General features: G+C 72.9%; 22 protein-coding genes. 12 read left to right on the forward strand and 10 right to left on the reverse strand.

Annotated features, from left to right (window positions below; translation table 11 throughout):
- The first annotated feature begins 10 nt into the window (after positions 1-10).
- Positions 11-1,012: an NAD-dependent epimerase/dehydratase family protein gene (locus tag ACIF9R_RS32445; protein WP_399985982.1), complete on the forward strand. Its 1,002-nt coding sequence runs from the start codon at positions 11-13 to the stop codon at positions 1,010-1,012.
- Positions 1,013-1,616: 604 nt separating this feature from the next.
- On the opposite strand, the gene ACIF9R_RS32450 is transcribed toward ACIF9R_RS32445, so the two are convergent.
- Positions 1,617-2,729, reverse strand: coding sequence for a sensor histidine kinase (locus ACIF9R_RS32450; RefSeq protein WP_399985983.1), 1,113 nt, complete (start codon positions 2,727-2,729; stop codon positions 1,617-1,619).
- A 3-nt stretch (positions 2,730-2,732) separates the two neighbouring features.
- Positions 2,733-3,464 (reverse strand): response regulator transcription factor, encoded by a 732-nt coding sequence (locus ACIF9R_RS32455; protein WP_399985984.1) that lies wholly within the window; start codon positions 3,462-3,464, stop codon positions 2,733-2,735.
- 103 nt (positions 3,465-3,567) lie between these two features.
- Here ACIF9R_RS32455 and ACIF9R_RS32460 point away from each other — a divergent pair, with 103 nt between their 5' ends.
- Genes ACIF9R_RS32460 through ACIF9R_RS32470 form a run of 3 tightly spaced genes read left to right on the forward strand, consistent with a single transcriptional unit; the run spans position 3,568 to position 5,629 of the window.
- Entirely contained in the window at positions 3,568-4,293 is a 726-nt protein-coding gene (locus tag ACIF9R_RS32460) for a glycosyltransferase family 2 protein (RefSeq protein ID WP_399985985.1), read from the forward strand.
- A complete protein-coding gene (locus ACIF9R_RS32465; protein ID WP_399985986.1) occupies positions 4,290-4,913 on the forward strand; it encodes a DUF2064 domain-containing protein in 624 nt (207 codons plus the stop codon). The genes ACIF9R_RS32460 and ACIF9R_RS32465 overlap by 4 nt, the downstream gene beginning before the upstream one ends.
- Before the next feature lie 5 nt (positions 4,914-4,918).
- Positions 4,919-5,629, forward strand: coding sequence for a class I SAM-dependent methyltransferase (locus ACIF9R_RS32470; RefSeq protein ID WP_399986006.1), 711 nt, complete (start codon positions 4,919-4,921; stop codon positions 5,627-5,629).
- 424 nt (positions 5,630-6,053) lie between these two features.
- Here ACIF9R_RS32470 and ACIF9R_RS32475 read toward each other — a convergent pair whose 3' ends face one another.
- From ACIF9R_RS32475 to ACIF9R_RS32485, 3 genes are all read right to left on the reverse strand, one after another.
- A complete protein-coding gene (locus ACIF9R_RS32475) occupies positions 6,054-6,527 on the reverse strand; it encodes a hypothetical protein (RefSeq protein ID WP_399985987.1) in 474 nt (157 codons plus the stop codon).
- Between the two features lie 14 nt (positions 6,528-6,541).
- The gene (locus ACIF9R_RS32480; RefSeq protein ID WP_399985988.1) at positions 6,542-7,837 is read right to left on the reverse strand and encodes a molybdopterin-dependent oxidoreductase; all 1,296 of its coding nucleotides are present in this window, start codon (positions 7,835-7,837) and stop codon (positions 6,542-6,544) included.
- Between the two features lie 100 nt (positions 7,838-7,937).
- Entirely contained in the window at positions 7,938-9,215 is a 1,278-nt protein-coding gene (locus ACIF9R_RS32485) for an RNA-guided endonuclease InsQ/TnpB family protein (protein WP_399985989.1), read from the reverse strand.
- 144 nt (positions 9,216-9,359) lie between these two features.
- On the opposite strand from ACIF9R_RS32485, the gene ACIF9R_RS32490 reads away from it, so the two are divergent.
- Positions 9,360-10,730, forward strand: a complete 1,371-nt coding sequence (locus ACIF9R_RS32490) for a glycosyltransferase family 39 protein (protein WP_399985990.1) — start codon at positions 9,360-9,362, stop codon at positions 10,728-10,730.
- 47 nt (positions 10,731-10,777) lie between these two features.
- On the opposite strand, the gene ACIF9R_RS32495 is transcribed toward ACIF9R_RS32490, so the two are convergent.
- Positions 10,778-11,563: an IclR family transcriptional regulator gene (locus tag ACIF9R_RS32495; protein WP_399985991.1), complete on the reverse strand. Its 786-nt coding sequence runs from the start codon at positions 11,561-11,563 to the stop codon at positions 10,778-10,780.
- Between the two features lie 70 nt (positions 11,564-11,633).
- Here ACIF9R_RS32495 and ACIF9R_RS32500 point away from each other — a divergent pair, with 70 nt between their 5' ends.
- From ACIF9R_RS32500 to ACIF9R_RS32515, 4 genes are all read left to right on the forward strand, one after another.
- Positions 11,634-12,437 (forward strand): 2-keto-4-pentenoate hydratase, encoded by an 804-nt coding sequence (locus ACIF9R_RS32500; protein ID WP_399985992.1) that lies wholly within the window; start codon positions 11,634-11,636, stop codon positions 12,435-12,437.
- A gap of 27 nt (positions 12,438-12,464) precedes the next feature.
- Positions 12,465-13,427 (forward strand): acetaldehyde dehydrogenase (acetylating), encoded by a 963-nt coding sequence (locus ACIF9R_RS32505; protein WP_399985993.1) that lies wholly within the window; start codon positions 12,465-12,467, stop codon positions 13,425-13,427.
- The gene (dmpG, locus tag ACIF9R_RS32510; RefSeq protein ID WP_399985994.1) at positions 13,424-14,431 is read left to right on the forward strand and encodes a 4-hydroxy-2-oxovalerate aldolase; all 1,008 of its coding nucleotides are present in this window, start codon (positions 13,424-13,426) and stop codon (positions 14,429-14,431) included. The genes ACIF9R_RS32505 and dmpG overlap by 4 nt, the downstream gene beginning before the upstream one ends.
- 142 nt (positions 14,432-14,573) lie before the next feature.
- A complete protein-coding gene (locus ACIF9R_RS32515; protein WP_399985995.1) occupies positions 14,574-14,924 on the forward strand; it encodes a hypothetical protein in 351 nt (116 codons plus the stop codon).
- Positions 14,925-15,422: 498 nt separating this feature from the next.
- Here the strand turns inward: ACIF9R_RS32515 and msrB are convergent, their stop codons facing one another.
- The 4 genes from msrB to ACIF9R_RS32535 all read right to left on the reverse strand — a co-directional run bounded on the left by msrB (position 15,423) and on the right by ACIF9R_RS32535 (position 18,828).
- Complete coding sequence (msrB, locus tag ACIF9R_RS32520) at positions 15,423-15,830, reverse strand: peptide-methionine (R)-S-oxide reductase MsrB (RefSeq protein WP_399985996.1); 408 nt, start codon at positions 15,828-15,830, stop codon at positions 15,423-15,425.
- Positions 15,831-15,844: 14 nt separating this feature from the next.
- A complete protein-coding gene (gene murC, locus ACIF9R_RS32525; RefSeq protein WP_399985997.1) occupies positions 15,845-17,233 on the reverse strand; it encodes a UDP-N-acetylmuramate--L-alanine ligase in 1,389 nt (462 codons plus the stop codon).
- A gap of 80 nt (positions 17,234-17,313) precedes the next feature.
- Positions 17,314-17,787, reverse strand: a complete 474-nt coding sequence (locus ACIF9R_RS32530) for an indole-3-glycerol phosphate synthase (protein ID WP_399985998.1) — start codon at positions 17,785-17,787, stop codon at positions 17,314-17,316.
- Positions 17,788-18,030: 243 nt separating this feature from the next.
- Positions 18,031-18,828, reverse strand: a complete 798-nt coding sequence (locus ACIF9R_RS32535; protein WP_399985999.1) for a pyrimidine reductase family protein — start codon at positions 18,826-18,828, stop codon at positions 18,031-18,033.
- Between the two features lie 36 nt (positions 18,829-18,864).
- On the opposite strand from ACIF9R_RS32535, the gene zapE reads away from it, so the two are divergent.
- The 3 genes from zapE (at position 18,865) to ACIF9R_RS32550 (ending at position 22,526) form a co-directional block, all read left to right on the forward strand.
- Complete coding sequence (gene zapE / locus ACIF9R_RS32540; RefSeq protein ID WP_399986000.1) at positions 18,865-19,980, forward strand: cell division protein ZapE; 1,116 nt, start codon at positions 18,865-18,867, stop codon at positions 19,978-19,980.
- A 501-nt stretch (positions 19,981-20,481) separates the two neighbouring features.
- Positions 20,482-21,063 carry a carbonic anhydrase gene (locus tag ACIF9R_RS32545; protein WP_399986001.1) on the forward strand — a complete coding sequence of 194 codons (582 nt, stop codon included), beginning with the start codon at positions 20,482-20,484 and terminating at the stop codon, positions 21,061-21,063.
- Positions 21,060-22,526, forward strand: a complete 1,467-nt coding sequence (locus ACIF9R_RS32550; protein ID WP_399986002.1) for a SulP family inorganic anion transporter — start codon at positions 21,060-21,062, stop codon at positions 22,524-22,526. Before ACIF9R_RS32545 ends, ACIF9R_RS32550 begins: the two co-directional genes overlap by 4 nt.
- Positions 22,527-22,797: the final 271 nt, after the last annotated feature.

Here is a 22,797-nt window from a genome sequence, read left to right on the forward strand (position 1 = left end):
GCGTGGGGGCATGCGTGTACTGGTCACCGGCGGTGCCGGGTTCATCGGGTCCCAGGTCGTCGAGGCGCTTCGGGCGCGCGGGCACGAGCCCGTGGTCTTCGACGTCCGTACCGATCCGACGGCGGACGTCCGCGCTCCCGGCGCGGTGCGCGAGGCGCTGTCCGGCGTGGACGCGGTCTGCCATCAGGCGGCGATGGTCGGCCTCGGCACGTCCTTCGCCGACGCGCCGGAGTACGTCTCCCGCAACGACCTGGGCACGGCGGTGCTGCTCGCCGCGATGGCGCGGGCAGGGGTGGCCCGGCTGGTGCTGGCCGGTTCGATGGTGGTGTACGGCGAGGGCCGCTACGTCTGCGCCCGGCACGGGGCCGTGCAGCCGGGACCGCGGGCGGTCACCGACCTGGCGGCCGGGCGGTTCGAGCCCGTGTGCCCGGTGTGCGGAGCGGACCTCGAACCCGGCCTGGTCGGCGAGGACGCCCCGGCCGATCCGCGCAATGTGTACGCCACGACCAAGCTGGCCCAGGAACATCTGGCCGCCGCCTGGGCCCGGTCGACGGGTGGCTCGGCGGTGTCGCTGCGCTACCACAACGTCTACGGCCCCGGCATGCCCCGCGACACCCCGTACGCGGGCGTCGCCTCCTTCTTCCGCTCCGCGCTGGCCCGCGGTGAGGCCCCGCGCGTCTTCGAGGACGGCGGCCAGCGCCGGGACTTCGTCCATGTCCGGGACGTGGCCGCGGCGAACGTCGCCGCACTGGAGGCGGAGCCCGCCGCCGGGGCGTTCACCGCGTACAACACGGGCAGCGGTACGCCCCACACGGTCGGCGAGATGGCACGCGCCCTGGCCGCGGCGTACGGCGGCCCGGACCCGGTCGTCACCGGCGAGTACCGCCTGGGCGACGTCCGCCACATCACGGCCGACTCCGCCCGTCTGCGGGCCGAGCTGGGGTGGAAGCCGGAGACCGGCTTCGAGGAGGGCATGCGGGAGTTCGCGACGGCGGACCTGCGGGTCGACTGAGCCACCCGCCGAAAGGCCGGCCACCGACCTACCCCACCGGGGACCGCCGACTGCCGAGCCGCGTGGAACTCCGGGCGGCGCAACCGGCGGACATCCGCCGCACCACCCTCGGTGGCACCGCCCCGCTCAACGTGCTGCGCCCCCACCACCCGCAGGCTGCTCCTCGACACGTTGTGGGGGCACTCCGGCACCCGGAACCCGCGGAGCGGCGGGCTCGACGGACGGCGGGACAGCCGGGCCGACCAGGCACCCGGGCTGCCGGGCTGCCGGGCTGCCCGACGGCAAGGCCGCGGGACCACGGGGCGGCCGCCGCGTGGAACCCCGGGCGGCGCAACCGGCGGACATCCGCCGCACCGCCCTCGGCGGCACCGCCCCGGTCACCTGCCCGCGCCCCCACGCCCGCAGTCCACTCCTCGACACCCCTGTGGGCGCACTCCGGCGCCCGAAGCCGGCGAAGCAGCGGGCTCGCCGGACGGCGGGACGACCAAGGCGCTGGGCGGCGGGGCGGCCGGACCTTGTGGCGCCTTGCGCGGTGCGCCGTCCGGCCGGGGCTTCGGGGTGGCCGCGCGCGGTGGGTCTGCGGAGTCGGCGGGGAGCCGCGGGGTCAGGCCTGCGTCGCCGGGAGGGTCACCTCGAAGCGGCAGCCGCCGGTGACGTTGCGGACCGTGGTGCTGCCGCGGTGGGCCTCGACGATGCCGCGGACGATGGCGAGGCCGAGGCCCGCGCCGGCCGGCGGGGTGCGCGCGTGGGTGCCGCGCCAGCCGGTGTCGAAGACGCGGGGCAGGTCCTCCTCGGGGATACCGCCGCAGCCGTCCGTCACGGACAGCACCACGCCCTCGGAGGAGCGCCGCGCGGCGACGGCGACCGTGCCGTCGGCCGGGGTCCTGCGGATCGCGTTGATCAGCAGATTGCCCAGCACCCGGCTCATCTCCCGCCCGTCCACCTCCACCGGCACCGGTTCGACCCGGTCGCCGACGAGCCGTACGCCGTGTTCACGGGCGAGCGGGTCCGCGCCGGCGAGGGCGTCGCCGATGAGGTCGTACAGGGAGACGCGGGAGGTCGAGAGGGTCAGCGCGCCCGCGTGGATGCGGGAGAGCTCGAAGAGGTCGCCGACCATGCCGTTGAGGCGTTCCACCTCGGTGCGGATCTGCTTCAGGTAGCGGTCGGGTTCGGCGGCGACCCCGTCCTCCAGCGCCTCCGCCATCGCGCGCAGACCGGCGAGCGGGGTGCGCAGATCGTGGGAGATCCAGGCGACGAGTTCCCGCCGGGAGGACTCCAGGGCCCGTTCACGGTCCCGTGACTCGGCGAGCCTGACGCTGGTGGCCTCCAGTTCGCGGCTGAGCGCGGCGAGTTCGGCGGTGGCCGGTCCGTCCGGCGCGGAGAAGTCACCGCCGTCGCCGAAGGAGCGGGCGGCGAGCGCCAGTTCGCGGCTGCGGGCGACGACCCAGCGGCCCAGCAGCAGCGCGGTGACCATGGAGACCACGGCGGCCATGGCGACGACCGTGGTCACCACGCTCAGGTCGTGCGCCGAGAGGAACATGGCCTGGGCGACGGCCAGTGTGCCGGCGAGCATCGCCAGGACCCCGACGCCGGCGACCACCGCGAGATGCGCGGTGAGCGACCGCCGCCGGATCAGCAGCAGCACGCACGCGCCGAGCAGGCCGGCCGCGGTGGCGCCGAGGAAGGCGAACAGGGCGATGAGCAGCATGTCCCGCACGGATCACTCCTCCCCGGAGCCGGCCGCGGCCGGGTCGAAGCGGTAGCCGACGCCCCACACGGTCTGGATGAGCCGGGGCCGTGCCGGATCGTCCTCGACCTTGCCGCGCAGCCGCCGCACATGGACGGTCACGGTGGACAGGTCACCGAAGTCCCAGCCCCACACCTCCCGCATCAGCTCCTCGCGGGCGAAGGCACGCCGGGGGTTACGGAGAAGGAAGGCGAGCAGGTCGAACTCACGGATGGTGAGGGCGAGTTCGGCGCCATGCTTGGTGGCCCGGCGGGCGGCGGGGTCGACGGTGAGTCCGGCGGCCCGCAGCAGCCCGGAGGCGGCGGCGGGCGCGGGGCGGGCGCGGCGCAGCACGGACTCGACGCGCAGGACGAGTTCGCGCGGGCTGAACGGCTTGGTGACGTAGTCGTCGGCGCCGACCTCCAGGCCGAGGATGCGGTCGTCCTCGTCGCCCCGCGCGGTGAGCATGATGACCGGCACGGGCCCCTGACCACGCATCCGGCGGCACACCTCCAGGCCGTCCATGCCGGGCAGCATGAGGTCGAGGACGACGAGATCGGGCCAGTGGGCCGCCGCCCGGGCGAGCGCGCCGGGGCCGTCGCCGGCCCGGTCGACGACGTATCCGGCGCGGTCGAGGTAGCCCGTGACGATCTCGGCGACGGTGGGGTCGTCGTCGACGACGAGGACCCGGGCTCCGGCCTCGGCGTGCGGTGGTCGCTGCTCCATGGGGCCAGCCTCGCACCACGCGCGCGCGAGCGGACGGGCCGGTCGCCGACGTCCGTGTTCCGTAAGGAGTCGATGTCCGTTACGCCCGTATTGTGTTCGTAGGGTGAGAGCCGTGACCACCTCTCCCTCCCCTCCCGACCGACCGGGCCCGGCGTCCGTGGACGTCGTCCTGCCCTGTCTCGACGAGGCCGCCGCGCTGCCGTGGGTGCTGGACCGCGTTCCGCCCGGCTGGCGCGCCCTCGTCGTGGACAACGGTTCCACGGACGGCTCGGACCGCATCGCCCGCGAGCTCGGCGCGACGGTCGTGCACGAGGAACGGCGTGGCTTCGGCGCCGCCTGCCACGCCGGTCTGACCGCCGCCACGGCCGACATCGTCTGCTTCTGCGACTGCGACGCCTCACTGGATCCGGCGGAGCTGGTGCCGTTCGTCCGCGAGATCCGGGCCGGCGCCGCCGACCTGGTGCTGGGCCGGCGCCGTCCGCGGACCCGCGGTGCCTGGCCGGTCCATGCCCGCGCGGGCAACCTCGCCCTGTCCCGGCTGCTGCGCCGTCGTACCGGACTGCGGCTGCGCGACCTCGGCCCGCTGCGGGCGGCCCGGCGCGCGGAGTTGCTGGCCCTGGACCTGACCGACCGGCGCAGCGGCTACCCCCTCCAGATGGTGGTGCGCGCCGCCGACGCCGGCTGGCGGATCACCGAGCACGACGTCCCGTACGAGCCGCGCACCGGCGCCTCCAAGGTGACCGGCACCTGGCGCGGCACCTTCCAGGCGGTACGGGACATGAGCCGGGTGCTGCAGGAGCCGAAGGCGCCCGCGGGGGTGGCCTCGTGACGCGGACGACTCCCGTGACCCTGCTCGTCATCGCCAAGGAGCCCCGCCCGGGCCGGGTGAAGACCCGGCTGACCCCGCCGTTCACTCCGCAGGAGGCGGCGGCGCTCGCCGAGGCCGCGCTCGCGGACACGCTGGACGCGGTGGCACGCACCCCCGCGCGGCGCCGCCTACTGGTGCTGGACGGGACACCGGGACCCTGGCTGCCCGCCGGCATCGAGGTCGTACCGCAGTGCGCGGGCGGCCTCGACGAACGGCTGGCCGCCGCCTTCGCCGAGTGCGACGGACCCGCCCTCCTCATCGGCATGGACACCCCTCAGGTGACGCCGCACCTGCTCACCGTGGACTTCGCCGACTGCGACGCGTACTTCGGCCCCGCCGAGGACGGCGGCTTCTGGGCGCTGGGCCTGGCAGAACCCGACCCCGAACTGCTGCGCGGGGTACCCATGTCGACCCCGGACACCGGCACCGCGCAACGGCGTCGGCTCGCACGTCTGCGGGTACGGGACCTTCCGCGGCTGCGGGACGTGGACACGGCGTACGACGCCACCCTGGTCGCCGCCGCGGCACCCGGCGGACGCTTCGCCGCACGCCTGGCCCGGCTGACGGCGGCCCACCGGTGAACGGGGTGCGGGCGGCGGCGCGCCTCGGACCTCAACGGGCCTGCGACACCGCTGAACACGCCTGGTCCGCCGACCCCTACGCGGACGCCCTGCGCGCCGGCCGGGGACCGCTGTTCCTGCGCCGCGCCGACGGATGGCTGCTGCCGCTGGACGTGGAACGCTGGTGCGCGGAGCCCGACGAGGCCGACCTGGACGTCCTGCGGCGCTGCGAGGGTACGGTGCTGGACGTGGGCTGCGGACCGGGGCGGATGGTCGCGGCCCTGGGCTCCCGGGGGCACCGCGCGCTCGGCATCGACGTCAGCGAGGCCGCCGTCGCGCACACCGTCGGACGCGGCGGGCAGGCGCTGCTCCGCTCCGTCTTCGACCCGCTGCCCGGCACCGGCCGCTGGGGCACCGCACTGCTCGTCGACGGCAACATCGGCATCGGCGGCGACCCGGTGGCCCTGCTCCGCCGCCTCGCGTCACTTCTGACGCCGGACGGCCTGCTGATCGCCGAGGCGGTTCCCCACCCGGAGGTCGACGAACGCGCCCTGGTCCAGGTGACGGACCTGCACGGCACCCCCGGCGCCCCGTTCCCGTGGGCCCGCCTCGGAGCTCCCGCACTGCTGCGCCATGCGAAGACGGCGGGCTGGCGGGCGGCCGGCCAGTGGTCGACGAGCGGACGCACCTTCATGACCCTACGCCCGAAGCACCCCGCCCACCGGCGGGGGGTGTAGCACAGCCCGGCGCTTGCGGGGTGCCTCCCCCAGAGGGGGCACCCCCAGCGCCCACCCGTGCCGCCCCAGCGGCACGACTGCCCGCGGCTCAGCGGTTGCGGCGTCCTGAAGGTTCGATTACCCCTGACACCAAGCCCCCCAGCCCGCCCGCCGTTTGGGAACGAGTCCCGCCCAAACCCCCCAGCCCACCCGCGGTTTGAGGACGAGGCCCACCCAAGCCCCCACAGCCCGTCCGGCGTTTGAGGACGAGGCCCACCCAAGCCCCCACAGCCCGTCCGGCGTTTGAGGACGAGGCCCGCAGGGCCGATGGGGGTCCGGGGCGCAGCCCCGGGGACGGGACGGGAAGGGGCGGCGGGGGCGACAACCCACCGGCCCGGCACCACGAACCCACCGCACCACGAACCACCGCACCGCCGACCAACGCTCAGCCGCCGCCCCTCAGCCGCCGTCGCCCCCACACCACCCGCACCGCGAACACCACCGCCGCCCCGCCGACCAGCACGGCCGTGACGATCAGCCACCGGGCCACGAAGCCGTCCGCCGACTGCCCCGCCACCCCCTCATAGCGTTCCGACACCCGCCCGGTGATCAGTGGAAACCACACGAGCAGCAACAGCCCGGACAGCACAGCCGGCACCCGCACGTAATTGACCCACACCCCTCGCCGGCCGGCACCGGCCCCCCTCACCAGCGCCCGGTCGGCCGCCCCGTACAGCGGCAGCAGCACCAAGTCGTGGATCACCGCCGCCCCCACGAACCACAGCGCGATCAACAACCAGTCGCCGTCGAACAGTCGCACCCCCGCATACCCGCAGAGGGCGAACGAGCAGAGCAGCACGAGCAGGTGGAACGGGCTGCCGAGCACCTGGCGTCGGGGGATCCGGTATCGCGTGCGCACAGGACCGAGCCTCCTCACAGCTCACCGAAGGTCAGCCGCGCCACCCACTTGGTGTTGAGCACACCGGGCGCCGCGGGGACGATGATCCGGGCCGGATGGCCGTGATCGGGGGTCAGCTCCTCGCCGTTGACGAACAGCGCGAGCAGGGACCGCGGGTCGCCCACCTGGTTGTCCCGCAGCGCCCCGCGCCGGAAGGCGCCACGGCGTTGCAGCGACTCCACGAACACGTCGGCCGGCTCGTCATGGCCGACGAGCGCCGCGAGGTCCCGCAGCCGGACGCCCCGCCACGACTGGTCGGAGGTGGACCAGCCCTCCACGCAGGCGATTGGCAGGTCGGCACTGTGCAGGGGCATGCCGAGCAGGTCGGCCCTGTCGAGCCTTACGGTGCCGGAGCGCCCGGTGACGACCAGCCGCCACGCCTCCGCGCTCGTCTCCTCCGCGCGGATCCCGGCGTACGCGGCCGTCTTGTTGATCTGGAAACCCGCCGGTCCGCTCCCGGGTTCGGGGCCGCCGTGCGGGGTGAGGAACGCGGTCTCGCGCAGCGGTCCGTCGAAGCTGCGCCCGGCGGAGCCGGCGAGCAGGAGCAGTGAGCCACCGCCGACCAGCCCGAGCGCCCCGCGCCGCGAGACGGTCGGCGGGTCGGGGTGAGGGGCGACAAGTTCATCCGCTTCACGCGCTTCACGCGCTTGCCCCGCTTCTCCCGCTTGCTCCCCGCTCCCCTCCCGCATCCTGCGCAGATTGCGCAGCGCCACCGGCGCCTTCAGCACCGTATGGGCGAGGAACGCGCCGAAGAACACCCACGCACCGTAGAAGTGCAGCGGGTAGAACGAGCCGGGGAAGACGTAGTCGAGCTGGACGTTGAGGATGCCCGTGGTGAACTCGAACAGCGCACCGCCGACTAGGAGCAGCAGCGAGATCCGCTCCAGGGCGTGGGTGAGCGAGCGGGCCGGCGGCAGGGTGAACAGCCGGGGCACGACCGACCACAGCTTGGCCAGCAGCACCGGGACGAGCGCCAGGCCGAGGGTGACGTGGACGCCCTGGATGAGCCGGTACAGCCACGGCGGGTCGGTGGGCCAGGGAAAGAGATAGAAGCCGAGGAGCCCCTTGTCGGGTGTCTTGTCGTTGACCGGGGACAGGTCCGGGTTGTACGCCGCGTACGACAGCAGTCCCGTCACGAACAGGATCGTGACGCCGGCAAGGAGGACCACCCCGAGGACCGAGGTGAACCAGGGGCCGCGCAGCGGGCTGCGCCAGAAGTCCGGCGAGAACGGTCCGCGCGCGGGACGGGTGGGGAGGAGAGACCGAGCCATGTGCCGACCGTAGGCCCGCACCACCGCGTGAACGGGTCCGGGAACGATGACGAAACGCTGACATCGGCCCTTGTCATCCGCTCGGGGTCGCCCCTGCGGCCTAGCGTGACGACTTGACATCCTCCCCGCCCTGAAGGACGGGGATTCCTGGCTCACGTTGGCCGGGGACCAGCGGTCCGCCGGCTCTTACACGATCAGCACCAGCCGGGTTGAGACCAGCCCGGACCAGCATCACGCGGGCGGAGTTCTTGTCCCTGGGGGACACGGCTCCGCACGCCGTGCAGGTGTAGGTACGTTCCGAAAGAGGAAGTGCGTGCTTGGTTCTCGCTCCGCACGACGCGCAGTCCATCGTGGTGTGCGCGGGATGCACAAGACGGACGTCCCGCCCGTGCTTGCGGCCCATCTCGATCAGGGCCGTCTTCGTGGCGCCGATCGCCGCGTCGGCGGCCTTGCGGGCCATCGTGGTCTTCGCGAGGAACTTCGGCCGGAAGTCCTCCACCGCGATCGCGTCATGATCGTGGACAACACGCCTGGCCCACTTGCGGGCGGTGTCCTGCCGCTGCCGCGCCACCTTCTTGTGCAGCTTCGCGGCCTGCCACTGCGCCTGCCGATAGCCCCTGGAGGCGGCCCGGCCCCGAGCGGGCTTACGGCGCGCCATCATCCGCTGGTACCGGGCCATACGCTGCGCGGCGTTCTTCCCGTGCTGGGCGTGCGGGAGGTCGTGGGCGTCGCTGGCGGTGGTCGCCGTTTCCCTGACGCCCCAGTCCACGCCGAGTACGGCGCCGGTGGCAGGGAGCGGCTGCACTTCGGTGGCGACGACGAACGAGGCGTACCAGTGGCCGAGACTGTCCTGGTACACGCGCACCGAGGACGGGGCAGCGGGCAGGCCGCGGGACCACACCACGGTCAGGACGATGCCGCCCGCGAGATGCAGACGGCCGTCCTTGAGGCGGAATCCGCGCCGGGTGTAGTTCAGCGTGGGCAGCGCGTCCCGCTTGCGTCTGATGCGGGGCATCCCGGCACGCTGCCGCACCGGCAGCCTCGCCTGGATGTCCTTCAGGGCCTTGGCACGGGCCTTGGCGAAGTCGCGGACGGTCTGCTGCTGCGGCACCGAGGCACCCTCACGCAGCCACGCCATCGCACCCCGGGCCCCGGTCAGCATCCCATCGAGCTGCGCCGGGCCGCACGTCACCTTGTCCTCGGGGTGCGCCCGGTTCGCGGCGTGGACCTTGCGGGACATGGCCACGCACTCGTTCCACACCCACCGGCAGCGCGCCCACTCGGCGATGAGACCGGCGCGGGCGGTCGACGACACACGGAGCCGGTAGGTGTACCGGGCATGCCCGGCCGCCGTCTCGTCCACCGCGGTCCCCGTCACGGTCCGCAAGCTAACAGCAGCCACTGACAACGGAAGAAAGTACAGGTCGGAACCGATGTGCAAAGAACTCCGCCGCTTCGCGGCTCCGGGCCGAGGACCCATTCCTCCCCGTCCTGAAGGACGGGGCACCCTGGGAGAAATCCGGTGACACGCGATCTCCCCCACCCCGGCACCCGCACCGCCGCACCCCGCGGCGGACTCGTCCGTGATCTGTCCGCCGTCGCCGCGGCCGCGCTGCTGGTCCTGGCGGCCGTCGTGGTCGGCACCCGGATCCAGGACCGGCACGGCACCCTGCGGGTGGGGTGGCCGCCGCTGGTGGGTGACTGGATGCCACACACCGGACCGGGCACCCCGGCCGCACTCGCCGTCGCCGCCGCCGTGGTGACGTACGGCCCGTCCCTGGCCGCCCGGCTGTCCTGGCGGCCCCTGCTGTTCACGGCGTGGGGGGCGGCGCTGGCGTGGACCTGGTCGCTCGCCCTGGTGGACGGCTGGTCGCGGGGCGTCGCGGAGCAGCTGACCACCCGGCACGAGTATCTGCGGGTCATCGACCGGTTCGGTGACATCCCGGCCACGCTGCGGGACTTCACCGCGCACATCCTGCTCGACACGCCGGACAACTGGCCCGCGCATGTCGCCGGGCATCCGCCGGGCGCCACCGTCACCTTCGTCCTGCTGGACCGGATCGGCCTGGGCGGCGGCGCGTGGGCGGGCGCCTTCGTCATCACGGTCGGAACCACCGCGGTGGCCGCGATCCTGGTCGCGGTGCGCCGGCTCGCCGACGAGTCACTCGCCCGCCGGGCCGCGCCCTTCCTGGCCCTGGCCCCGGGCGCGGTGTGGGTGGGCACCTCCGCCGACGGCTTCTTCACAGCCGTCACCGCCTGGGCCGTCGCCCTGCTCGCCCTCGCCGTGACAGGTCACCGGCCGGCCTGGACCGGCCTCGGCTCGGGACTGCTGTTCGGCCTGACGATGTATCTGTCGTACGGGCTCACGCTGTTCGCGGTCATCGCCGCGGCGGTGCTGCTGCTGGGCACCCGGCGGCTGCGGCCCCTGCCGTACGTGGCCGCGGGGTTCCTGGTGGTGCCGGTCGTCTTCACGGCCCTGGGCTTCGACTGGTGGGAGGCGTACCGGCTGCTGGTCACCCGCTACTACCAGGGGGCGGGCGGGGTACGCCCGTACGGGTACTGGATCTGGGCGAACCTGGCCTGCACGGTGCTGGTGGTCGGCCCGGCGACGGTGGCGGGGCTGCGCCGGTGCGGCGGGGTGCTGATCGGGTCCCGTGCCCTGCGCCCCCGCGGGGCCGCGCCCCGTCTGGCCCTGCTCGTGCTCTCCGCGTTCCTGGCGCTGCTGGTCGCCGATCTGTCCGGGATGAGCAAGGCGGAGACGGAACGCATCTGGCTGCCGTTCGCGTTCTGGCTGCTCCCCGCCTGCGCCCTCCTGCCCGGCCCGCGCGGCTGGCTGGCCGGGCAGGCCGTGCTCGCCCTGCTCCTCAACCACCTGCTGCTGACGGGCTGGTGAGGAGCGGGGAGCGGATCAGCTCGCGGCCGTGGGCCGCATCCTGCCGTTCACCGCCCCCGGCGCGCCAGCGTCGTCCCCAGCGCGGTTGCCGCCGCGCGTACCGCGTTGGCGTGGGACTCCGGACGGAACCGCCCCACCGGGCCCGAGACGCTGATGGCGGCCACCGCCGTTCGCCCATCGGAGGCGAGGACCGGAGCCGCCACGCACAGCAGGCCCGGTGTCGACTCCTCGACCTCGTACGCGACCCCCGTCTCCACCACCTGGACCAGCTGCCCACGCAGCAGGCCCGGAGCGATGACGGTCCGTGGCGTCCGGCGCTCCAGCGGTCCGGTCAGCACGGCGGTCCACTCCGCCTCGCCCGCGTGGGCCAGCAGCGCCTTACCGATCGCCGTGCAGTGCATCGGCATGCGCCCGCCGGTGCGCGAGGGCGCCTTGACCTGGCGGTGTCCCCCGATCTTCGCGATGTAGACGACCTCGTGTCCCTCCCGCACACCGAGATGCACCGTCTCGTGGGTGCGCTCGTAGAGGTCCTGCAGGAAGGGCATCGCCAGTTCGAGCAGCGTCCGCTCGGCCGCGGCCCGCAGACCCAGCTCGAAGAGCCCTCCGGAGAGCCGGTACCCGTGCGCCGTCTTGTCCAGCAGCCGGTGCCGTACCAGGTCCCCAGCCACCCGGTGCACGGTCCCCTTCGGCAGATCCGTCCGCTGGACGAGCTCGGCGAGCGGCAGTACGGAGTCCGCCGGACCGAACGCCCTGAGGATCGCCAGGGCCTTCCCCAGCACCGTGTCGCGGTCCCGGCCGGGGCCCTCCCCGGGTTCCTCCGGCTGATCCTCCATACGAAAGAGCGTACCGCTGAGTGGAACGCAACCGTGGAGCTCCCCTCCGCGTTGCCGCAGATTGGGAGCCATGGCACAGACCCACCCGGCAGTCCCCGCCGACAGCATCGCCGCCGCCGCGGCCCGGCTCCGCGAGGCAGCCGCCACCGGCATCCCCACCACTCCCGTACGCGACCTGATCGGCCGTGACGACGTCGAGGCGGCGTACGCCGTGCAGACCCGGCTCGCCGCCGAACGGATCGAGGCAGGCGCCACGGTCGTCGGTCGCAAGATCGGCCTGACCTCGACCGCCGTCCAGCAGCAACTCGGAGTCGACCAGCCCGACTTCGGCGTCCTCTTCGACGACATGGAGTACGCCGACGGCTCGGCCGTGCCGGCCGACGCGATCCTCCAGCCGCGGGTCGAGGCCGAGATCGCCTTCGTACTCAAGGCGGACCTGGCCGAGGGCCCACTCGACCACGTCCAGGTCCGCGAGGCCGTCGACCACGCCGTCGCCGCCCTCGAGATCTGCGGCAGCCGGGTGGCCGGCTGGGACATCAGCTTCGGCGACACCGTCGCCGACAACGCCTCCGCCGGCGGGTACGTGCTCGGCACCCGGCGGGTCCCCCTCACCGACTTCGACCCCGTCGCGGCCGAGATGACCATGCGGATCGACGGCGAGACCGCCTCCACCGGCAATGGCGCCGCCTGCCTCGGCGACCCGGTCAACGCCCTCGTCTGGCTCGCCCGCCAGGCCCGTGACCTGGGCTCGCCGCTCCGCGCCGGCCAGGTGATTCTCTCCGGCGCCCTGGGACCGATGCGCCCGGTGACGCCGGGCAACGCCGTCGAGGCCACCGTCACCGGCCTCGGCACGGTGTCGGTCACCTTCTCCTGACACTTCCCACCTCTCGCAAGGATCACGATGAGCAAGACGAAGGTCGCCGTCATCGGGTCGGGCAACATCGGCACCGACCTGATGATCAAGATCATGCGCAACGCGCAGCACCTCGAGATGGGGGTCATGGTCGGCATCGACCCGGCCTCCGACGGCCTCGCCCGCGCCGCCCGCTTCGGTTTCGAGACCACCGCCGAAGGCGTGGACGGGCTGCTGAAGTCGCCGCAGATCGACGAGATCGGCATCGTCTTCGACGCCACCTCGGCCGGCGCGCACCGCTACAACGACGAGAAGCTACGGCCCCTCGGCATCCGGATGATCGACCTGACCCCGGCCGCCATCGGCCCGTACGTCATCCCGGCCGTCAACCTCGACGAGCACCTGGACGCACCCAACGTCAACATGGTCACCTGCGGCGGCCAGGCCACCATCCCGATGGTCGCCGCGATCAGCCGGGTCGTCCCGGTGGCCTACGCCGAGATCGTCGCCTCGATCGCCTCCAAGTCGGCCGGCCCGGGCACCCGGGCCAACATCGACGAGTTCACCGAGACCACCTCCTCGGCGATCGTGCAGGTCGGCGGCGCCCGCCGCGGCAAGGCGATCATCATCCTCAACCCCGCCGAGCCGCCGCTGATGATGCGTGACACCGTCTTCGCCCTGGTCACCCTGCCCGAGGGCGAGGACGGCGAGGCCGCCAAGCGGGAGATCACCGCCTCGGTCGAGAAGATGGCCGCCGAGGTCGCCGCCTACGTCCCCGGTTACCAGCTCGTCCAGGACGTCCAGATCAGCGAGATCCCCGCCGACCAGCCGGTCGAGACGCTCCTCGCCGACGGCGACGACACCCGGCCGACCCACCAGGTGTCCGTCTTCCTCAGGGTGGAGGGCGCAGGCATGTACCTGCCCGAGTACGCAGGAAACCTCGACATCATGACCTCGGCCGCAGTGCAGATGGCCGAGCGCATCGCCGCCGCGAAGGAGACCGCGAAGTGAGCACCGAGATCTTCGTGCAGGACGTCACCCTCCGGGACGGTATGCACGCCGTCCGGCACCGGATCACGCCCGACGACGTCAAGCGCATCGTCACCGCCCTCGACGAGGCCGGCGTGGACGCCATCGAGGTCGCCCACGGCGACGGCCTCGCCGGAGGTTCCCTCAACTACGGCCCCGGCTCGAACACCGACTGGGAGTGGATCGAAGCCGCCGCCTCCGTCCTGAAGACCGCCCGCCTGACCACCCTGCTGCTCCCCGGCGTCGGCACCATCGACGAGCTGAAGCACGCCTACGACCTCGGGGTCCGCTCGGTGCGCGTGGCCACCCACTGCACCGAGGCCGACATCTCCGCGCAGCACATCGCCGCCGCCCGCGAACTGGGCATGGACGTCTCCGGCTTCCTGATGCTCTCCCACATGGCGGAGCCCGAGAAGCTCGCGAAGCAGGCCAAGCTGATGGAGTCCTACGGCGCCCACTGCGTCTACGTCACCGACTCCGGCGGCCGCCTGACCATGAACGACGTCGCCGCCCGCGTCCGCGCCTACCGGGACGTGCTCGACCCGGCCACCGAGATCGGCATCCACGCCCACGAGAACCTCTCGCTCTCCGTGGCCAACTCGGTGGTCGCCGTCGAGAACGGCGTCCGCCGTGTCGACGCCTCCCTGGCCGGCCACGGCGCCGGCGCCGGCAACTGCCCCATCGAGGCGTTCATCGCGGTCGCCAACCTCTCCGACTACAAGCACGGTTGCGACCTGTTCGCCCTCCAGGACGCCGCGGACGACATCGTCCGTCCCCTCCAGGACCGCCCGGTCCGCGTCGACCGCGAAACCCTCACCCTGGGCTACGCCGGCGTCTACTCCAGCTTCCTCCGCCACGCCGAACTCGCCGCCCGCCGCTACGAGGTCGACGTCCGCGACATCCTCATGGAGTGTGGCCGGCGCCGTCTGGTCGGCGGCCAGGAGGACATGATCATCGACATCGCCCTCGACCTGGCCGCCGCCTGACAGGGCCGGTCCGCGGCTCACGCGGCGCAAGCAGAACACCTGACTCGGCCGTGTCCTCGGACTCTGGCATGCCGTACCGGTCTGCCAGGGTCCACCACATGATCGACTCGCTGTCGCCTGTTCCGGTGCTTGGGGCGAGGCGGTGCGCAGGCTGCTCGGTGTCACCCTGGACGGTCGCACGTTCGGAGACCTCTTCCTGATCTGTGACATCAGGGCGGACCTCGGTACGTGGGCCCAGGAGCGGCGCTTCTCCTTCGACTCTGTCTGGAACCCAGGGCGTCAGGTGCTGATACACCCCTGCCCGGATTCGACCTTCCGCATCGACTGGCAGGTGCCGGAGGACTTCGACATCGCCGCTGAGGAAGCGAGCGGCGGCCTGGACAGACGGATCCGCCGGATCGTCGATGAGAAGCCGTACGAGATCGTCTGGAAATCGGCCTACCGGACTCCGGCCGGCCGGCCGAGCCGCTCTGGTACGACACGTCGCCTCTGACGACACCGTCACCCGAACGTCCCTGCACCGGCCGCCCCGTGAAAGGACAGGCACCGGCCGTGGCTCCCGGCGTACTCGTCCCGGAACACCGATCGTTGGTGGTGGCCGCCTGAGACTGCTCGCCCGCCGCGGAGTCACCGTGCTGTGCGGCGAGAACGTCGACCTGGCCGGCCTGTCCGAGCTCACCCTCGGTGAGCCTCCCGTCTCCGTACACCGGCTGAGCGCCCTGCACCTGGACGCGCCGGCTGTCCTCGGCCTCCGCGGGGACGAGACATGGGTGGTGCGACCGGATGCCCATATCGCCGCCACCCTGACGGCCGCCGCCCCGTCAACCGTCCGGGCCGCTGTCCGACGTGCCGTCGCTCTGGACACCGGGCAACGGCCTGAACAGAGGAAGGGACACCGACCGCCGCACTGCCCGCTGTACGTCGACGCGGAACTCGACGACTTCGCGAGCCGACGGATTCACTGGGGCGCCGGCCTCCCGCACCTCACACCTCACACCTCGTCCGACACCAGACGCAGCGAAATCGAGTTGATGCAGTACCGCTGATCGGTCGGAGTGGGATAGCCCTCGCCCTTGAAGACGTGCCCGAGGTGCGAGCCGCAGCGGGCGCAGCGGACCTCGGTGCGCACCATGCCGTGCGAGCGGTCCTCGACCAGCTCCACGGCGTCGGTGTCCCGCGGGTCGTAGAAGGACGGCCAGCCGCAGTGCGACTCGAACTTGGTGTCCGAGGTGAACAGCTCCGCACCGCAGGCCCGGCAGGAGTAGACGCCTTGGTCCTTGGTGTCGGTGTACTCACCGGTGAAGGCGGGCTCCGTGGCTGCCTCGCGCAGAACTGCGTACTCGGACGGCGTCAGTTCCGCGCGCCACTGCTCGTCCGGCTTCTCGACGTCGTACGGCATGAGCCTTCAGCCCCTCACTTCGACAGACGGTCCAGGATGCGCGGGCCGAGGTCGGTGACATCGCCCGCTCCCATGGTGAGAACGAGATCACCGGCCCTCGCCATTCCCGCGACCACATCGGGGAGCTCTGCCGTGTCGTGGACGGCCGTGACCTCCGCGCCGGCCGCGCGGGCCGCCTGGACGATCAGCTCGCTGGTGACGCCCGGGATGGGGTCCTCGCGGGCCGGGTAGATGTCCAGCACCACCGAGGCGTCGGCCAGGGACAGGGACTGACCCATCTCCTTGGCCAGCTCCCGGGTGCGGGAGAACAGGTGGGGCTGGAAGACGACGAGGATGCGGCCGTCACCGGCGGCGGCGCGCATGGCCTCCAGGTCGGCGGTCATCTCGGTCGGGTGGTGCGCGTAGGAGTCGATGACCTGCACGCCCGCGGCCTCGCCCTTGAGCTGGAGGCGCCGCTTCACGCCGGTGTACGCGGCCAGCGCGGGCGCCAGTTCGGCGGCGGGGATGCCGAGCGCGGCTCCGGCGGCGAGTGCGGCCACGGCGTTGTGCGCGTAGTGCCGGCCGGGCACCGACACCGTGAAGGTGAGGGGGGCGCCGTCGAACTCGACGGTGACCTCGCTCTTCAGCCCCTGCGGGACGACCGACAGCACCCGCACGTCGGCGTCCTCCGCCTCGCCGTACGTCACGGTCCGCACCGAGCCGTCCAGCCGGCGGGTCAGCTCGCGGGCGCCCTCGTGGTCCGCGGAGATCACCAGCGTGCCGCCCGGCACGATCCGGCCGACGAACGTCTCGAAGGACTCGTGGATCTCCTCCATCGACGCGTAGTTGGCGTGGTGGTCCAGCTCCACGTTGAGGATGATCGCGACCTCGGGCGCGTACGTGTGGAAGCTGCGGTCCGATTCGTCCGCCTCGGCGACGAAGATCTCGCCCTCGCCGTGCAGCGCGTTGGAGCCGGGGGCGTCCAGGTCGCCGCCGATCGCGTACGACGGCTCCCGGCCCAGCTCGGTGAGGGAGACGGCCAGCATGGAGGTGGTGGTGGTCTTGCCGTGGGTACCGGCCACGGCGATCGGGCGCAGGCCGTGCATCAGGGCGGCGAGGGCGTCGGACCGGTGCACCACCGGGATGCCCAGTTCGGCGGCCCGGACCAGCTCGGGGTTGTCCTCGCGGATCGCGGAGGAGACGACCACACAGCTGGCGTCGTCGGCGAGGTGCCCGGCGGCGTGGCCGATGTGCACGGTGGCGCCGAACGCGCGCAGGGCCTCGGCGGTCGGGGAGTCCTTGGCGTCGCTGCCGGCCACCTTGGCGCCGCGCTGCGCGAGGATCTTGGCGATGCCCGACATCCCGGCGCCGCCGATGCCGATGAAGTGCGGTCGGTCCATGGCGGTGGGAAGGCCGGGTGCCATGCGTGTTCTCCCAGTGGTGCGACGAGCGGGACGGCGGTCTGCGCGCCCTCGCCGGAGAGCGGGGAGAGCGCCGCCCCAGCCTATGCCTTGCTGTGGGAGAAGAGTTTCAGCACCGGCACGCCGACCTTGTGCCGGGCCCGGGAGGCCCAGTCCCGGTGGAAGAACTCCTCGACGTAGTGCGGGTCGGTCAGCACGATCACCTCGTCCGCCCCGACCTCCGCCACCAGGGTCTTCAGCGCGTCCAGCGGGTGGTTGTCGATGAGCCGTCCCTCCGCCGTGTCGCCGGTGGTGCGCAGGGCCTGCAGGGACACCTCAAGGGCCCGCTCCCCCATGCTCCTGGCCTCCTCGCCCTCGGGGGTCTCGCCCTCGCGGACGGCGTCGTCGATCTCACCGAGCGCGACGTCGTCGATGGCTCTCAGCAGCCGGTCGGCCTGTTCTCCGCGCGGCTGGAGCAGCACATGGAAGGAGACCGGCTCCTCGCCGTGCAAGGTGGTGACGAACTCCACGTCGGCCGACGTCAGGGCCTTCTCGATCATCAGTACGCTGGTGAACACCAGGCGCCCCTTCTCCTCGGAGGGCCCGCGGGCCCTCTCCGCTCCGTGGGCCGAGCCGGGCCCGCGGAAACCATCCTGCCCCGTGTGCCCACGGGTACTGCCGGATTACCTCCCGCCTGTCGCCACATCGGGCGCACGAGCCGCACCCGCCGCACGAGCCGGGTCCGCCGATCGCCGGACGGACCGAGGGCCGCCGTCGGGCATGGTTCCGTCTCCTTCCGGTCCGGACCCGGGAGCGCCGGGTCACGCCCGCCGGTACCGCGTGAACAGGAATCCGTCTTCTTCCAACATCGAGTTCAGCGTGAAACGCACCGGAATCGTCACTGAGGGCCCCCCGGCGATGCGCTGAGCGTCACCGGCGGTGAGCATCGGTGCCACGGTCAGACAGAGCTCGTCCAGCACCCCGGCCGCCACCGTCTGGCCCAGCAGTCGCGGCCCGCCCTCGGTCAGCAGCCTGGTGTGTCCGAGGTCCGCGAGCGCCCGCACGGCCCGCGCGGGGTCCACCGCGGCTCCCTCACCGGCCACGACCACCCGGGCGCCCGCCTTCTCGGCGGCGGCGACCCGGTCCGGTGCGGCCCCGGCCCCGGTCAGGATCAGCGTGGGCAGCAGGGGGGTGGTGAACAGGGGCAGCGAGAAGTCCAGGTCCAGGCTCGCCGTCACCACCGCGATCACGGCCGCGGGCCCCTGTCCGGCCGCTTCCCGGTCCGCGGCGAACTCGGCCCGCGCGCGTGCCGGACGGTAGCCCTCCTGCCGTACCGTCTCCGCGCCGACGACCACGACGTCCGCGAGGGCCCGCAGCACACCGAAGATCCGCATGTCGGCCGGGCAGGAGATGGGCTGTGAGCGGCCGTCGTGCTGGGCCGCGCCATCGAGGGTGGACACCATGTTGCCCCGCAGCCACGGCTCCCGGCGTCCGGCAGGCCCCGGCCCGGGGTAGGCGTACGCGGCGGCCAGCTCGGCCAGGCTCCACTCACGGCCGTCCACCCCACCGGGAGCTGCTGTTTCGTCGGTCACGTCGGTCACGGGGAACAGGCGTCGCATGTCGTGCAGTCTTCCACGCACGTAGCATGGGGGACCGTGTCGTCCTCCTCCCCCGCATCGCGTCCCGGTCCGATAGCCGACGTGGCTCCGCTGTCCCTGTGCGCCCGCGAGCCGCGTGTCCCTGCGGACCGGCTCGTCGCCGAGATGGTGCCGCCGCCGCGGTTCGACTCGGTCCGCTTCGGCACCTACCTCCCCGACCCGGACCAGCCGAGCCAGACCGAGGCCGTACGCGTCCTCGAGGGCTTCGCGGCGGGCCTCGACGGGGCGGTGGCCGCTGACCCGGGCCGGCGCCGGCTGTTCGGCTCCGGCTTCGGCTTCGGCAAGGCGCCGAAGAAGGCCCCGGCCGGGCCGCGCGGGGTCTACCTCGACGGCGGATACGGCGTCGGCAAGACCCACCTGCTGGCCTCGCTGTGGCACGCCACCCCGGCGGAGCCGTCGCGCAAGGCGTTCGGCACCTTCGTGGAGCTGACCAACCTGGTCGGCGCCCTCGGCTTCCAGCAGACGGTGACGACCCTCTCCGGGCACCGGCTGCTGTGCATCGACGAGTTCGAGCTGGACGACCCGGGCGACACCGTGCTCGTCTCCACCCTGCTCGGCAAGCTCGTCGAGGCCGGTGTCGCGCTCGCCGCCACCTCGAACACACTGCCGGGCAAGCTCGGTGAGGGCCGGTTCGCGGCCGCGGACTTCCTGCGGGAGATCCAGGGCCTGTCGGCCCACTTCCGCGCGCTGCGCATCGACGGCGAGGACTACCGCCACCGCGGTCTGCCCGAGGCGCCGCCGCCGTACTCCGACGAGCTGGTGACGCGGACCGCGCACGCCACCGAGGGCGCCTCCCTCGACGCCTTTCCCGACCTGCTGGACCATCTGGCGAAGGTGCACCCCAGCCGCTACGGCGCCCTGACCGACGGACTGAGCGCGGTGTGCCTCACCGGGGTGCGGCCGGTGCCGGACCAGTCGACCGCGCTCCGGCTCGTCGTCCTCGCGGACCGGCTCTACGACCGCGAGGTGCCCGTGCTCGCCTCGGGGCTGCCGTTCGACCGACTGTTCAGCGAGGAGATGCTGAAGGGCGGTTACCGCAAGAAATACTTCCGGGCGATCTCGCGGCTCACCGCGCTGGCCCGTGACGCGAAACGGCTCGCCGACACCCCGTAATACGGGTGTGCGAAAACCGATCGAATCACCGTCGATTCAGGGCGCGTTCGCGCCAATGCACCCTTTCTTTTCAGGCGCTCTCCGCCACGATGCACCGAGTTGACCCTGCAAATGACTTTGCGGGGTTAACGTGTTTCTTGACCAATCGTTGACCAAGCATTGGCGTGCCGGAGAGGCGTGAACCGCCTTGACGTGGACGCATGTTCCAAGGTCGGGCGACCGTGGCCGCACCCAGGGCCCTTGGCGTCGCTTTACCTTCGCCGCGCTTTCCGTGTCCCATCGCGCTTTTGCGTTCGCGTATACGGATCGTGAATCAGGGGCCACGGGTCAGGGTTGTCCCGCGTCGGCGCGACAGGCTTGTTTCGCGCCCCCGCCGCCCCTTCCCGTCCCGACCCCGGGGCTCCGCCCCGGACCCCGCTCCTCAAACGCCGGAGGGGCTCGAAGCACCCCCGGGCTTGAACCGCCCCTCCGCCCCCCATGCGCGCCAGGAGGAAACGCCAGATGCAGCCCCTCATCGACAACGCCCGCACGTTCGGACAGCGCCCTGAGGAGTTCGCCCGCCTCGCCGAGGGGCAGTCCCCCGACGTCCTGTTCATCACCTGCTCCGACTCCAGGGTCGTACCGGCCCTGATCACGGGCGCCCGCCCCGGGGAGCTCTTCGAGCTGCGCACCGCAGGCAACATCGTCCCGCCGTACGCCCCCGGACGCCCCACCGCCGAAGCGGCCACCATCGAGTACGCGGTGAACGTACTGGGCGTGACCGACATCGTGGTGTGCGGCCACTCCCACTGCGGGGCCATCGGCGCGCTGGTGCGCGGCGACGACCTGGACGCCGTACCGGCCGTACGCGACTGGCTGGCGCACGCCGCCGGCGCGCCCGCACCGGCCGACGCGGCGGACCCGGCCTGCGCGGAGGCGGTACAGCACCACATTCTGGCGCAGTTGCTGAGACTGCGCTCGTACCCGTGTGTCGGCCCGCGATCGGCCGCCGGGCGACTCCGGCTGCGCGGCTGGTACTACGAGGTGCACACCGGGTCCGTACGCGAGCACCGCGCCGGCAGCGACGCGTTCGAGGCGTTGTGAGCACGTCCGTACCCAGGTTCCCCCACCTCCGGCAGGACGTCACCGCCTCGCTCGTCGTGTTCCTCGTCGCCCTTCCGCTGTGTGTGGGCGTCGCCGTCGCCTCCGGTGTCCCGGCGGAACTCGGTCTGGTCACCGGCATCGTGGGCGGCCTGGTCACCGGACTGCTGCCGGGCAGCAGCCTTCAGGTGTCCGGCCCGGCCGCCGGGCTGACCGTGCTGGTCTTCGAGGCGGTCGGCACCTACGGGCTGCCCGCGCTCGGCGTGATCGTGCTCGCCGCCGGAGTCCTCCAGCTCGCCATGGGAGCACTCCGGCTCGGCCGCTGGTTCCGCGCGATATCGCTCTCGGTGATCGAGGGCATGCTGACCGGCATCGGCCTGGTCCTCATCGCGGGCCAGCTCTACGCGGCGGCCGGGCTGGAGGCGCCCTCGACCGGCGTCGGCAAGATCCTCGGGATGCCCGGCGCCGCGGCGGACGCGCTCGGCAGCACCGAGGCGCTCGCCTCGCTCGCGGTCGGCACGGGCACCGTGGTGGTGATGGTGCTGTGGAACCGTGTCCCGGGCCCGGCCCGTGCCGTACCGGGCGCGCTCACGGCGGTCCTGCTGGCGACGGCCGTCACCCTCGCGTTCAGCGTGCCCGTCGCGACGGTCGAGGTACAGGGTCTGTTCGACGCCGTCCAGCCGCCCGGCGCGGACGCCTTCGGCGCACTGGCGGGTGTCGGCTTCCTCGGCACGGTCGTCGCCTTCGCGCTGATCGCCTCCGCCGAGAGCCTGTTCAGCGCGGCCGCAGTCGACCGGCTGCACACCGGTCCGCGCACCCGGTACAACAGGGAACTGATGGCGCAGGGCGCGGGCAACACGGTCTGCGGGATCCTCGGCGCGCTGCCGATGACCGCGGTCATCGTGCGCAGCTCGGCCAATGTCCGCGCAGGCGCCAGGACCAAGGCGTCCCGGGTGCTGCACGGCGTCTGGCTGCTGCTGTTCGCGGCCCTGCTGCCGTCCGCGCTGGCCCTGATCCCGCTGCCCGCACTGGCGGGCATCCTGGTCCACGCCGGCTGGAAGCTGATCCCGTTCCGCGGCCTGGTCACCCTGTGGCGGGGGCACCGCGGTGAGGCACTGGTCCTGGTGGTCACCGCGGTGTCGATCGTCACGGTGAACATGTTCGAGGGCGTACTGATCGGCCTGGCCCTGTCCGTGGCCAAGACCGCCTGGGAGGCCTCGCAGGCGAAGCTGGAGGTCATGGACAAGGGGGCGGGGCCCGTCCAGGTGTACCTGTCGGGCAACGCGACGTTCCTGCGCCTGCCGAAGATCCTGGACACCCTGGAGTCCCTCCCCCGGGACCGCCCCGTGGAACTGGACCTCACCGGCCTCCACCACCTCGACCACGCCTGCCACACCGCCCTCCAGCACTGGGCGGAACGCCACAGCACCCCGGAGACACCAGCAGTGAAACTGACCCCCTCATAGGGGCGCGGTCCTGTATCGACTGGCGGCTCCACCGCGCGGGCGCTTCAGGGGCGCGGGGCTGTGCCGACATGCGGCTCCGCCACGTGGGCGCTTCAGGGGCGCGGGGAACTGCGCGAACGGGGGGTCTGGGGGGCGGAGCCCCCAGGGACGGGAAGGGAAGGGGCGGCGGGGGCGAAACACCCCACCCCCCCCCCCCCCCCCCCCCCCCCCCCCCCCCCCCGCCCCCCCCCCCCCCCGGGGGGGTGGCCCCCCGAGGCCCGAAGGGCCGAAG

It is taken from the genome of Streptomyces sp. NPDC086080, assembly GCF_044540255.1.
Taxonomy (GTDB): Bacteria; Actinomycetota; Actinomycetes; order Streptomycetales; family Streptomycetaceae; genus Streptomyces.

Coding starts and splice junctions, on each gene's coding strand:
- ACIF9R_RS32445 (WP_399985982.1), top strand. CDS start 11: ATGCGTGTACTGGTCACCGGCGGTGCCGGGTTCATCGGGTCCCAGGTC.
- ACIF9R_RS32455 (WP_399985984.1), bottom strand. CDS start 3,464: ATGGAGCAGCGACCACCGCACGCCGAGGCCGGAGCCCGGGTCCTCGTC.
- ACIF9R_RS32480 (WP_399985988.1), bottom strand. CDS start 7,837: ATGGCTCGGTCTCTCCTCCCCACCCGTCCCGCGCGCGGACCGTTCTCG.
- ACIF9R_RS32495 (WP_399985991.1), bottom strand. CDS start 11,563: ATGGAGGATCAGCCGGAGGAACCCGGGGAGGGCCCCGGCCGGGACCGC.
- ACIF9R_RS32500 (WP_399985992.1), top strand. CDS start 11,634: ATGGCACAGACCCACCCGGCAGTCCCCGCCGACAGCATCGCCGCCGCC.
- ACIF9R_RS32505 (WP_399985993.1), top strand. CDS start 12,465: ATGAGCAAGACGAAGGTCGCCGTCATCGGGTCGGGCAACATCGGCACC.
- msrB (WP_399985996.1), bottom strand. CDS start 15,830: ATGCCGTACGACGTCGAGAAGCCGGACGAGCAGTGGCGCGCGGAACTG.
- murC (WP_399985997.1), bottom strand. CDS start 17,233: ATGGCACCCGGCCTTCCCACCGCCATGGACCGACCGCACTTCATCGGC.
- ACIF9R_RS32535 (WP_399985999.1), bottom strand. CDS start 18,828: ATGCGACGCCTGTTCCCCGTGACCGACGTGACCGACGAAACAGCAGCT.
- ACIF9R_RS32545 (WP_399986001.1), top strand. CDS start 20,482: ATGCAGCCCCTCATCGACAACGCCCGCACGTTCGGACAGCGCCCTGAG.